The organism is Bifidobacterium sp. B4079 (assembly GCF_026537385.1).
Lineage (GTDB): Bacteria > Actinomycetota > Actinomycetes > Actinomycetales > Bifidobacteriaceae > Bombiscardovia > Bombiscardovia asteroides_I.
On record NZ_JAFNMH010000006.1, the window covers coordinates 56,937 to 68,965 of the forward strand.

Annotated in this window: 8 protein-coding genes and 1 pseudogene; 3 read left to right on the plus strand and 6 right to left on the minus strand. The window is 62.4% G+C overall.

The genetic code is table 11. From position 1 onward, the window contains the following. Positions 1–21 precede the first annotated feature (21 nt). Positions 22–2,019, minus strand: a complete 1,998-nt coding sequence (locus J3T95_RS09015) for a serine/threonine-protein kinase (protein WP_267451173.1) — start codon at positions 2,017–2,019, stop codon at positions 22–24. Between the two features lie 171 nt (positions 2,020–2,190). Between J3T95_RS09015 and J3T95_RS09020 the strand changes: the two genes are divergently transcribed. From J3T95_RS09020 to J3T95_RS09030, 3 genes and pseudogenes are all read left to right on the plus strand, one after another. Continuing rightward, complete coding sequence (locus tag J3T95_RS09020) at positions 2,191–2,589, plus strand: carboxymuconolactone decarboxylase family protein (RefSeq protein WP_267451174.1); 399 nt, start codon at positions 2,191–2,193, stop codon at positions 2,587–2,589. Between the two features lie 202 nt (positions 2,590–2,791). Next, complete coding sequence (locus tag J3T95_RS09025) at positions 2,792–3,919, plus strand: ABC transporter ATP-binding protein (protein WP_267451175.1); 1,128 nt, start codon at positions 2,792–2,794, stop codon at positions 3,917–3,919. A gap of 171 nt (positions 3,920–4,090) precedes the next feature. Then, positions 4,091–5,452 (plus strand): annotated as a pseudogene (locus tag J3T95_RS09030) (DUF4032 domain-containing protein); the annotation flags it as partial. A gap of 418 nt (positions 5,453–5,870) precedes the next feature. Here the strand turns inward: J3T95_RS09030 and rlmB are convergent. From rlmB to J3T95_RS09055, 5 genes are all read right to left on the minus strand, one after another. Further along, on the minus strand, positions 5,871–6,863 hold the full coding sequence (rlmB, locus tag J3T95_RS09035; protein ID WP_220236540.1) for a 23S rRNA (guanosine(2251)-2'-O)-methyltransferase RlmB: 993 nt from the start codon (positions 6,861–6,863) through the stop codon (positions 5,871–5,873). 334 nt (positions 6,864–7,197) lie between these two features. Continuing rightward, on the minus strand, positions 7,198–7,965 hold the full coding sequence (locus tag J3T95_RS09040) for a carboxymuconolactone decarboxylase family protein (RefSeq protein ID WP_267451176.1): 768 nt from the start codon (positions 7,963–7,965) through the stop codon (positions 7,198–7,200). A 102-nt stretch (positions 7,966–8,067) separates the two neighbouring features. Then, the gene (locus J3T95_RS09045) at positions 8,068–8,712 is read right to left on the minus strand and encodes an NAD(P)H-binding protein (protein ID WP_267451177.1); all 645 of its coding nucleotides are present in this window, start codon (positions 8,710–8,712) and stop codon (positions 8,068–8,070) included. 539 nt (positions 8,713–9,251) lie between these two features. Beyond that, positions 9,252–9,833: a dCTP deaminase gene (gene dcd / locus J3T95_RS09050; RefSeq protein ID WP_220236537.1), complete on the minus strand. Its 582-nt coding sequence runs from the start codon at positions 9,831–9,833 to the stop codon at positions 9,252–9,254. 556 nt (positions 9,834–10,389) lie between these two features. Next, on the minus strand, positions 10,390–12,029 hold a 1,640-nt coding region (locus J3T95_RS09055; protein ID WP_416378759.1), incomplete at its 5' end, for an RCC1 domain-containing protein.

A 12,029-nucleotide genomic window follows, 5' to 3' on the forward strand; every position in this document is an offset into this window, starting at 1 on the left:
CGCCAGGGGTGGAGCACGACCTTAGGCACGCAGGAGGTGGATGGGGGCCCAATCCATGGAGGGCTGGGCAATCAACCCGGCCAGGAGGACGGCCACAATCAGCAGCCAGATCAGGAGCAGAATCCACCTGCGGCGGGGGCTGCCCGGCGTCTCGGAATCTTGACGGCCCATGGGGATTCGGCCCGCCGCCAGACGCAGGACCACGTTGCCGCTGTTGGCCTTGGGGGCTGAACGGTCCTGCGTAGGCAGGGTTGTCAACAACCAACCGACCAGCGTCGCCAGGGTCATGGCCAGTCCGCCCACGGACAGTGGTTTGGTCGCTGGCAGGGGGAAGGTCAGTAGGTGCTCGCCCAGGGTCAGGCCTGCGCGAACGGTGGTGAGGGCGCCCGCCCAGGTCAGTGGCAGGGCGACCAGGGCTTGGACGAGGATCATGCCCGGCAGGCGGAGCAGGGCGGCCGCCAGGCCCTTGAGCAGGTGCCAGGGGAGGGCGGCTGCGTTCAGCAGACGATCGGTGCCCCGCCTTGGGCCGTCGCGACGCAGTTCCCGTTCGATTTGGGCTTTTATGCTCCATCCTGCGGTGCTCAGGGCCCAGAGGAGGATTCCGGCGGCGACCAGTGCGGAGACCGGGGCCAGAGCTGTCAGCAGTGCGGGGAGGATTCCCAGCATGACCAGACAGGGGGTTCCGGCCTTCAAGTAGCGCAGACGTCGCATCTGGGCGGGGGGCTGGTCTCCCAACCAGTGGGCGTTCGCCTCGTCGTTGCGGTATCCGCTGGGCAGGGGCTGTGCCGGCGGCAACGGGTCCTGAACGGTGGTGGCCTGAAGATCTTGGCGGTCGGCCAAGGGTTGTCGGTCCTGCCAGGTCTGGGTCTGCTTCCGCTGCTCCTGGATCGCGGGAAGGGGGTTCAAGAGGCTTGTGGGCTGCTCCGAGTCGGGCAGGAGGCTCGTCTGTTCATCGGTTCTGTTGTCTGTCGGAGGTTGTGACCAGGCCGTCCGCGGACTGTCTGAATCAGCCTGGGTGATAGGTGGCATGGGCATGGTGGCCGGCTCAACGACCATGGTGGGGGAGTCGGCCTGCCCCTCAGCCTCCGAAGAGCCGCCGCCAAAAGGGCGCATCGTCTCCTGACTGCCCGTATCCTGGTCGTCATGCTCCCCCTGCCAGGCCTGCGGATCCATGGCGTCCCGACCTATGGCCTCCAGGAGTTCCTGGGGGGTGCAACGTGCGCTTCGGTCGGGGGAGAGGGCTGAGCGCAGGGCTCTCATGGTACCCATGGGCAGTCCGGACAGGTCGGCATTGCCCGAAGCCTCCCGCTCCAGGACCGCCATCATGGGTTTGTCGCCGAAGACCGCCCGTCCGGTGGCCGCGTAGGCCAGAACGGCTGCCGTGCTCCACCAGTCGGTTCCCTGGTCGGCCTCGGCTCCGTCGATGATCTCCGGGGCGATGAAGCCGGGGGTTCCCATGACCAGTCCGGTCCGGGTCACGTGGCTCTGCCCCTGGCCCATGGCGATGCCAAAATCCACCAGTACCGGCCCGGAGACCGAAATCATGACATTGGTGGGTTTGATGTCCCGGTGGACGATGCCCGCCTGGTGGACGGCTGCGACGGCATCGGTCAGCTTCCTTGCCAGCCGTTCCAGGTCGTCGCCCCGATAGGGGCCGTTGACTGCCACGTCGTCGCGAAGGTTGCGCCCCTCGATCAGCTCGGTCACGATGAAGGCCAGGGCATCATCAAGTTCCATATCCACGATCCGGCAGACTCCTGGATGACGGATCCGCTGCAGGGCCAGAGCCTCGCGTCGCAGGCGCTCGCGGGCCGAGGCTCGGTCACGCTCATCAGGGCTGTCTGACGAGGCCTGGTCCTCCTCCAGGGATTCCCGCAGAATCTTCATGGCGTAGTCCTGGCCTCCGCCATCACGTGCACGCCAGACGGACCCCATAGCGCCGCCGCCCAGGGGCTCGATCAGGGTGTAGCCCCCGACCAGCCGTCCCGGCCTTAGGTCCAAACCCTCAAGATCGCTCATATCTCCATTGTGCCCCGACTGGTTGAAAAGCACCTGATTGCGGTTCCTGCCGTTTCGCCGCGTCCGAGATTGCCGCAAATGGCTAGACAGTCGACGGCATAATCCGTAAACAGGCGCTGATACAATATTCTCGGCTGGGCAATATGCAAAACAACAGAAAGAAGGGGCTTCATGGAAGCTTCGCGCTTTGAAAAGGGATCCGAGGCCTTGGCAGCTATTGACGGCAAGGGAGGCCAGGCTGTCATCGACTCCCTTCAGGACATAGCGCCGGACCTGGGTCGCTGGATTGTCGAATTCGCCTTTGGCGACATATACACCCGGAAAGGACTCGATCTTCAGCAGCGCGAGTTGGTCACCATAGGCAGTCTGGTGACGCAGGGAGACACGGCTCCACAGCTGGCCGTTCACATCCAGGGAGCCCTGAATGTGGGCCTGAGCAAGCAGGCCGTGGTCGAAGCCATACTCCAATGTGCTCCCTACGTGGGATTCCCCAGGGTCATCAATGCGATCAACGTGGCCAGGACGGTCTTCGAGCGCGATTCCGAAGATTCCGACAAGTCCAAGGATTGAGTAGGCAAGGGTTCGCACGTCGAATTCGGACCTTGGTGTATAGTGGGCACTGGCTCAAGGGAGAGTTTCTCTTAACCACAAAATAGAAAACCGTCGCATGGCCATGCCGATGTCGGTGTTGACCCCGGGACGGAAACCACAGTGAAAAACAACCCTTCACTACGGATCGTTCGGCACGTACCTGCCGATGAAAGGATGAACAATGGCAGAAGTGGTATTCGACCACGTCACTCGTATCTACCCGGGCAACGATGAGCCCTCGGTCAGTGACCTCAGTCTGGACATCAGAGACGGTGAATTCCTTGTTCTGGTCGGGCCTTCCGGCTGCGGAAAGTCCACAACCCTGCGCATGCTGGCCGGCTTGGAAGAGGTCAACAAGGGGCGCATCATGATTGGCGACAAGGACGTGACAACCATGCAGCCCAAGGACCGCGACATCGCCATGGTCTTCCAGAATTACGCCCTTTACCCCCACATGACCGTGGCCGACAACATGGGCTTCGCCCTGAAGATCGCCGGCACCCCCAAGGACGAGATCCGCCAGCGGGTGGAGAAGGCCGCCGAGGTGCTGGACCTGACCGAGTACCTGGACCGCAAGCCCAAGGCCCTGTCCGGTGGTCAGCGTCAGCGTGTGGCCATGGGTCGCGCTATTGTGCGTCAGCCCAAGGTCTTCCTGATGGATGAGCCTCTGTCCAACTTGGATGCCAAGCTGCGTGTTCAGACCCGTACTCAGATCGCCGCCCTGCAGCGTCAGCTCAACGTCACCACCCTGTACGTGACCCACGATCAGACCGAGGCTCTGACCATGGGTGACAGGATCGCCGTCATCAAGCTGGGTGTCCTGCAGCAGGTGGGCGCGCCTACCGAGCTCTACGATCGGCCCGAGAATGTCTTCGTGGCCGGCTTCATCGGCTCGCCTTCCATGAACATCAACATCCATCCCGTAGTCAACGGCCAGGCCAAGATTGGCGAGGACACCATCAGCCTGCCTCGCGAGGCCGTCGACAAGCTGACCCCCGAGGACCAGGGCAAGATCGTCGTGGGCTTCCGTCCCGAGAATGCTTCTCTGGCCGGTGCCGACGAGCCGGATGCCTTCTCCCTGAAGGTGGCCAACGTGGAGGATCTGGGCTCCGATGGCTACATCTACGGCAACATTCTGACCGACAACAGCGCGGCTGAGCAGACCATCGTCATGTCCGACCAGAACAAGCTGACCACCATCCGTGTCAACCCGCGTGATCTGCCCAAGGTTGGCGATGTGGTCAAGATCCACATCGATCCAGAAAAGATGCACTTGTTCTCCCCGGCCAGCGAGCTGCGGCTGAACTGAGCGTTTCTGTGACCCTGAGGTTCGGCCACGGTTTCCCGCCGACCCGCAGGGCCCGTATTGATCGTTGATATCATTTCCTTTCCTTATTGACCGGGTGACCAAGAGCCCCGTGCGGTGCATCCGTGCGGGGCTCCTCCCGTATAGGATGGGCGGCGATGGGATGGATGAAGCATGACTAGCGTGAACATCAATCGGGCGACGGCCTCCTCTCTGGACCCCCGCGCCTTGAAAGCCACTTCAATAAAGACCACGGCCGATCCTTCCTCCGAGCGGGAGCCGGCTGCCCTGCATATCACGGCCACCAGCTCCAATCCCAGGATGTTCACCCTGCCTTGGGAGCGGCCGTTGGCCACCTGGCCGCGGGATCTGCTGGCCAACCTGCCCAGGGGCATCTCCCGGCACGTGGTTCGCTTCGTCCATGTCGGTGACGATGTCTACGCCATGAAGGAGATCACCCAGCGGGTGGCCGAGCGTGAGTACGAGCTCCTGCGCAAGTTGCAAAAACTGGAGCTGCCTACGGTCAATCCCATAGCCGTGGTCACCGGTCGGCACACTCGCGAAGGGGAGCCTCTTGAGGCCATGCTGGTCACCCAGCACCTGAAGTTCTCACTGCCCTACCGTGCCCTCTTCGCCCGCAACCTGCGTCCGGACACGGCCGAGCGCCTGATCGATGCTCTGGCGGTCCTCTTGGTGAGGCTCCATCTGGCAGGTTTCTACTGGGGAGACGTCTCCCTGTCCAATGTGCTCTTCCTGCGTGACGCCGATGCCTTCTCAGCCTTCCTGGTCGATGCTGAAACCGGCGATCTGCACCCCAGTTTGACCGACGGCCAGCGTGAGTATGACATCGACCTGGCCAGGACCAACATCATCGGCGAGCTCATGGATTTGGACTCCGGCAATCTCCTGGCCGGCGAGGTGGACGAGGTTGGCGTGGGCAACCGGCTGGTGGACCGCTACCATTCCCTCTGGAGCGCTCTGACGGACGTGGACAGCTTCGATCCGGACGAGATGTGGAAGATCGAGCGCCGCGTCAACCGGCTCAACGATCTCGGCTTTGATGTGGACGAGCTGGAGATGAAGACCGAGGAGAACGGCAACCGGGTGTTGGTGCGCCCAAGGGTGGTCGATGCCGGCTACGCCTCCCGCAAGCTGTTGCGGCTGACCGGCTTGGACGTGCAGGAGAATCAGGCCCGGCGGCTGCTCAACGATCTGGATGCTTACCGGGCATCTACCTGGCGGCAGGGCGAGGACCTGGAGATCGTGGCCACCGACTGGATGCGCGAGGTCTTCGAGCCCACTGTGCGTATGATTCCACCGGAATACCGATCGCAGATCGAACCGGCCCAGTTCTTCCACGAGGTGCTGACCCATCGCTGGCTGATGGCCGAGAAGGCCGGCCACGACGTGCCCATGGCCGAGGCCGTGCAGAGCTACATCAGTGAGTCCCTGCCTGAGTACCGGCTGGATTCCGAGGACATGAAGACCATCAACGAAGAGGCGGACGCCGGTGTGGTCGATGACGAGATGAACTGGCAGGGTGCCCATGCCCAGGCTGGTCAGGGTAAGCAAGTCACCCGTGATCAGACTGACAAAAATGCAAATGGCCATGAAGTGAAAGGCCATGACGCAGCTAACAGAGGGGTGACTGAACAAACCGATGTTGGACGCCAGACCGGAGCGGGCACGCAGAAGGATCGTGACCGGGCAGGCGAGGAGGTGCCGTCGCAACCAGTCTTTGAAGATGCGGATGGCGGCCGGAGCTCGCTGAGATCGGTCTACGCCCCCGGCAGCCTGGATGCGGCTGCCGACCAGGATGACCAGGATGACGCGGTCTGGGCCTCCAGCTGATTCTTGAGTTTGTGCGGCAAGGGTCCGCTGCATGCTGGCCGCTGCACGCAGACTGTTGCCGCTTGGGTCTGTCCGTCTTCAGATTGCCGGTGCCTACCTAGGGCTATTTGGCTTGGTGTGCGGACCGTCGGCGTGCCATGGCTACGGCGTAAAGGCTGATGCCAGCTGCAACCGAGGCGTTCAGGGATTCCACCGAGCTGGAGATGGGGATGGAGGCCAAGGCATCACAGTTCTCCCGGACCAGGCGGCTCAGCCCCTTGCCCTCGGATCCTAGGACCACCACAAGAGGATCAGTTTCGAAGCCAGTCTCGCCTACTATGGCGCTGCCTGCGCCGTCCAGGCCAACCGCATAGTAGCCGCGTTCCTTGAGCCCTTGAATGGCCTTGGTCAGATTGACCACACGGGCCACGGGCAGGTGGGCGGCGGCTCCGGCAGACACCTTCCAGGCCGCAGCTGTGACCGAGGCGCTGCGGCGCTCGGGCAGAACCACTCCCGAGGCTCCGAAGGCTGCGGCTGAACGGATCACGGCCCCTAGATTCTGCGGATCGGTTACTCCATCCAGGGCGATGAACAGCGGGCGGGCGGCAACCTTGGTCTCCTGGTCGGCCCCGTCTAGGGCGGCTGCGTGCTTTTCGGCCCTGTCGACCAGGCTCTGCAGGGAGGCGTATTGGTAAGGCTGCACCTTGAGGACCACACCTTGATGGTTGCTGGACCGGGCGATGCGGTTCATCTCCAGGCGGTCGGCTTCCAGCAGGTTGAGTCCCTCCTGCCCGGCCAGCCGCACGATCTCTCTGGTCCTGTCGTCATGGTCCATCCGGGCGGCCAGATAGAGCTGGCTGGCCGGGACGCCTACACGCAGGGCTTCCAGGACTGCGTTGCGGCCGATGACCAGATCGTCGGAATCAGAGGTGAATCGGTCGGCCCGGCGGCGGGCAGCCAGACGTGGATCGGCCGCTTGTCTGCGCTGAGCCGCCTGCCGGGCCTTGTAGGCCTTGTGGTAGACGCGATCCTCAGCCTTGGGGGTAGGCCCTCGGCCGCGCAGTTTGTTGCGGTGCTTGCCGCCCGAACCCTTGGTCGGGCCTTTCTTGTTAGCCATGCTCTCCATACTAGGAGCAGGCGGAAACCGGCCGGTCTGCCAACCAACCTCGCATTCCTGCATCCACGCGCCGGAAGGTGAGGAGGGAGGCCATCTGAAGGTTCCTGCGGATACGCTGCTGGATTTGTCCTCGTCCGAAGAGCCCAAGATGGCCCGGTCGAAAGGCTGGGTGGAGCGTCTGCCGTCGCCACGTGCCCGTCGGTACCGGCTGAGCCAACGGCGGCCATCAGCTGCAGTATGGCCTGGTCGTGCAGTAAGGGTGAAACAGCAATGATTCGGTTGGAATTATCGTCCTTCCCGCTGGAGATATTTTCCGTTTAGGATATAAGGCGGTTCAACCCAGGGCGGCCACCTGTTCGGAATCGGGGAAGTCCAGCCACTCGACCGGTGACTGGCCTTCCCGGGCCGGGGTGACGGCGACGTGGGTCATGGATGAGTTCCTCGATGCCCCGTGCCAGTGTCTGACGCCTGCGGGGCAGAAGACCACATCGCCTGGCTTGAGCTGCCGAGGCTTCCGGCCCTCTTCCTGCTCCCAGCCCAAACCGGCCGTAACCAGGAGGAGCTGGCCATGTGGGTGGGTGTGCCAGCGGTTGAAGCAGCCGGGGGCGAAGGTGACGTTGCCTGCTGAGCATTCCACATCTGGTTCGGTTAGGTGGTACAGCCAGGCATGACCGGTGAAGTTGGGGCCATCGGCAGGGTCCCCTAGGGGGTAGAAGCCGGAGTCGGGCAGGACGTCTGCCTGGTTCATGGCCTCTGATCGGCCTGCGTCCGCCGTTGCTTCCTCATCGCCGAAGATCTCCTTGGCCAGGTTGAAGGCGCTCCAGGCCTTGGGCCAGCCGGCGTAGAAGGCCAGCTGGGTGATCAGTTCCACCATTTCGGATCTGGTGACCCCATTGCGCTTGGCCAGGTTCATGTGGCTCTGCAGCTGGGGGAAGAGGCCCATGGCCATCAGCCCGGCGCAGGTGATCATGCTCCGGTCGTGGGCCGAGAGTTCCTCCTCGCGGGACCAAACCTGGCCGAAAAGCACGTCGTCGTTGAAGTGGGCGAAGAGGGGTGCGAAGTCGCCGAGCTGATCGTGCCCGGCCGTCTGTTTGATTGCCATGATAGTTCTCCTTCTTTCATGTCCGCCGTCATTTTGGCATATCTCCGATATTCGGGTCTTTGGGTTGCTGCGGGTCAGAGCACCTGGATGTTTGGAACGCCGTCAGCCCACCCAGACCGGCCTGTCGCCATCGGTGCCTGGTCGGGATATGCCCAGACTGGCTCGGCTGTGTTCGGTCGGGTCGGCCAGGATCTTTTCAATCAGGTCCGCTATAGAGTTCCGGGACACGGTCGTCCCTCTGTACGGTTGACCTTTCTCGGTCAGTTCGTAGTCACGGTCGGGCTGGTCATCCATGTAGGCGGCGCGGATGATCGTGTAGTCCAGGTCGGAATCTTCGATGAGACGTCCTGCCCGACGGGTGTCCTCCATGACCTCATGACCGCAGGACTCTTCGACCCAACGGCCGAATTCGCCCGGCACCTCATGGTAGAGCCCGAGTCCGGTAATCCAGATCAGGCGCTTGACCCCTGCCTGGTCCATGGCCCGGACCGTTTTGTCGGCCATGGGCTCGAATTGCCCGCCAAGATCGGCCAGGACGATATCCTGGCCCTGCATTGCATGAACAAGGCGGGGATAGTCGTTCACGTCCCCCTCGATGGTGGTTTCCCTGGTCGGGTCAAGGACGGACAGTCGGTCGGCGATGCGCAGGTACTCGGTCAGGTGCGTGTCGCTTTCACCGGTCAGCAGGTCCTTCCGGACCAGGCGGGCTATACGACCGTTGGCGCCCAGTGTCAGCAGATTGGTCATCCATTCTCCCGTGGCGAGTTGTCGGTGGTCAGTTGTCTCTTTATCTGTACGCCTTCAAGTGGGCTTGAAGTCAAGGGACATGAGCGGGAGAGCGGCATGGCCAGGACCAGGACATTGTCAAGGCTGTGCGGGAGAACTGCGGCATTTTCAACGATATCCGCAAGTTCCTGCGCTACCCACTCTGCTCCAACATGGGCGAGGTCTTTGGCGCCATCCCTCTCCAGCCTGAAGCCTGGCCGCAATTCATTAGCCTTCTGCTTGGTCAGATTGTATGCAAATTATCAAGTGAGATATCGAGCAAGCTGGGTACTTCGTTGAGTGAAGTGCCGATTCTATTCTGCGGATGAGCCCGCAGAAAACGCGGGTTTATGTTTGCCCTGCTCATACGCTTCATAGCGGGGGGGGGGCGTATTTGAATCCCAATGAGTAGGGCTTATGAAACCAGGATGAACAGGCCGTTGAGCTCATGTAGCGGCATTCTGGCTCTTTGCGTCAATGCCGCCATGCAGGCTTCATACAAGTTCAGTCATTTTGCTTCGTCAGTCCGAAACGTCGGCCTTGTAAAAATTGATGTAGGAGCGGGAGGGGGTTGGCCCGCGCTGGCCCTGGTAGTGGGAGCCATTGTGCTTGGACCCATAAGGGTACTGGGCGGGCGAGGAGAGCTGGAAGAAGCACATCTGGCCGATCTTCATGCCAGGCCAAAGCTTGACCGGCAGGGTGCTCACGTTGGACAGCTCCAGGGTGATGTGCCCCGTAAAGCCCGGGTCGACGAATCCGGCGGTGGAATGGGTCAGGATCCCCAGGCGCCCCAGCGAACTCTTGCCCTCCAGGCGGGCAGCCAGGGTGGAGTCCAGCCTGACATGCTCCCAGGTGGAGCCCAGGACGAATTCTCCAGGGTGCAGGATCCAGGGTTCTCCCTTGGGCACCTCGAACTGCTCAGTCAATGCCCCCTGGTCCTCAGCCGGATCCACATAGGTGTATTGATGGTTGTTGAAGACTCGAAAATAACGGTCCAGGCGAACATCCACGCTGGAGGGCTGGACCATGGCCGGTGTCCAAGGGTCCAGATTCAGATGTCCTGCCTGGTGGGCATCCAGGATGTCATGGTCGCTGAGCAACATGCCTTGGTATCTCCTTCAGAGTCGTCAGGGTGGGCCCTTTCCAGTCTAGCCAGCCCTGTGACGGCCGTTGACCAGGTTCAGCTCCCTGCCCGCAGGTTTGGGCCTTTCGGATTCACAGAAGTTTTTCAGAAAACCCTATAGTCCTTACAAGGTGGCTGTTCTTTACTATAGATGTTGGCTTAAAAACCGACCAGGCGGTTGACCTCCGCCCGACAACTGAATTCCCTTTCTTCTCTCTCGCCCGGCGGTGTTTATGCACCGCCGGGTTCTCTTCGTTCTGGGGCGGTCAGCACTGTTCCGATGGTTCAGGCGAAGCAGCGAATGCCGAATGGGCCGTGCCTTGGTGGGCTTATGTCTGACGGTTTCTTTCAAGGGTCGTGATGGGGTCTGTCTCTTCCCCAGGCTGACGAGTGAGGAGACGTGGGAGACTAGCCATGGAGGGGTGTGCAGTGGGCTAGTGCCGAGGGCCGGCATTGCGCGCGGGCTTGGGGCCTCTCTGCGTTGCAACCCCCTGGTTCTCATGATCCGCAGGTGTTGGGGGTGTGGCCCGGGCTGCTTACTCGTGTGAAGTGTGTGTTTGGGTTTGTTGTCGTCGGTTTTTGGCGGCTGCGGCGGCTCCTGCGGCGAGCAGTCCTGTGGCGAGCAGGAGGAGCATGCCGTTGCCTCCGGTCAGGGGCAGGCTGGCGATGGACAGGTACCGGTAGGTGTTGCTTGTGTCGGTCTGCTGCTGTCTGCCGTCCTGGGTCCAGTCGATGGCTGCGGGGACGGGGCCTGGCGTGTAGGCGGGCGTGGTGGCGTTCCAGGTGCCGTCGGGGTTGGGCGTCAGGTTTTTGCCGGCGGCAAGGCAGGCGCCTTGCTGCCGGGTTTGGTCGAAGCAGATGCTGGTGGCTTGTGGTTTTCCGGGGAAGCCGACCGGTCCTGGCCGGCTGGCCGGCCAGGCTTCAGAGGGTTCGCGCCCCAGTTGGCCTTCGCCGTTGTATCCCCAGGTGTAGAGGCTGCCGTCGGAGCCTAATGCTGCGGAGTGGTTCTCTCCTAGGCTGGTTTGTTTCCAGGTGAATCCGTCTGCTGCGCCTTGGGGCTTGCCGACCTGGGTCGGCGTGTGCTGGTCGGCGGTGGTGCCGTCACCCAGTTGGCCGTAAGTATTGCCACCCCAGGTGTAGAGGCTGCCGTCGGATCCGATGGCAACGGAATAGGCATTGCCTAGGCTGGTTTGTTTCCAGAAGAACCCGTATGCTGCGCCTTGGGGCTTGCCGACCAGGGTCGGCGTGTTCTGGTTGAAGGTGGTGCCGTCACCCAGTTGGCCGTAAGTATTGCCACCCCAGGTGTAGAGGTTGCCATCGGATCCGATGGCAGCGGAATGACCGCTGCCTAGGCTGGTTTGTTTCCAGGTGAATCCGTCTGGCGCGCCTTGGGGCTTGCCGACCAGGGTCGGCGTGTACCGGGTCGTGCCGGCATTGTCGCCCAGCTGGCCGTAGTCGTTCCTTCCCCAGGTGTAGAGGTTGCCGTCGGATCCGATGGCAGCGGAATGCTGATAGCCTAGACTGGTTTGTTTCCAGGTGAATCCGTCGGGCGCGCCTTGGGGCTTGCCGATCTGGACTGGTGCGCGCCGGTTTGTGGTGGTGCCGTCACCCAGTTGGCCGTAGTTGTTGTATCCCCAGGTGTAGAGGTTGCCGTCGGATCCGATGGCAGCGGAATGGCTGCTGCCTAGGCTGACCTGTTTCCAGGTGAATCCGGCGGGCCCGCCTTGGGGCTTGCCGACCAGGGTCGGCGTGCGCCGACGGGTGCCATTGCCCAGTTGGCCGTAGTTGTTGTATCCCCATGTGTAGAGCTGGCCGTCGGATCCGATGGCAGCGGAATGAAAGCCGCCTAGGCTGACCTGTGTCCAGGTGAACCCTGCTGGCGCGCCTTGGGGCTTGCCGATCTGGACTGGCGTGCTGCGGCTGCTGGTGGTGCCGTCGCCCAGCTGGCCGCTGCTGTTGTATCCCCAGGTGTAGAGTTGGCCGTCGGAGCCGATGCCTGCGGAATGAAAGCTCCCGAAGCTGGTCTGGCTGAATCTGACGCCGCGCCGTGCGGGCGGGGTCAGGGTTAGCTTGGTGCCGCCGGCCTCGGGCCCTTGGGCGGGGCTGATGGTCCAGTGCTGCGTGTCCGTCCTGGTCCACCGGGCGGTCAGGGTGGTGTCATGGGTGACGGGCTGGG

Excerpts from the sequence above, each read along its gene's own strand:
- J3T95_RS09015 (WP_267451173.1), bottom strand. The coding sequence starts at position 2,019 with ATGAGCGATCTTGAGGGTTTGGACCTAAGGCCGGGACGGCTGGTCGGG.
- J3T95_RS09020 (WP_267451174.1), top strand. The coding sequence starts at position 2,191 with ATGGAAGCTTCGCGCTTTGAAAAGGGATCCGAGGCCTTGGCAGCTATT.
- J3T95_RS09025 (WP_267451175.1), top strand. The coding sequence starts at position 2,792 with ATGGCAGAAGTGGTATTCGACCACGTCACTCGTATCTACCCGGGCAAC.
- rlmB (WP_220236540.1), bottom strand. The coding sequence starts at position 6,863 with ATGGCTAACAAGAAAGGCCCGACCAAGGGTTCGGGCGGCAAGCACCGC.
- J3T95_RS09040 (WP_267451176.1), bottom strand. The coding sequence starts at position 7,965 with ATGGCAATCAAACAGACGGCCGGGCACGATCAGCTCGGCGACTTCGCA.
- J3T95_RS09045 (WP_267451177.1), bottom strand. The coding sequence starts at position 8,712 with ATGACCAATCTGCTGACACTGGGCGCCAACGGTCGTATAGCCCGCCTG.
- dcd (WP_220236537.1), bottom strand. The coding sequence starts at position 9,833 with ATGTTGCTCAGCGACCATGACATCCTGGATGCCCACCAGGCAGGACAT.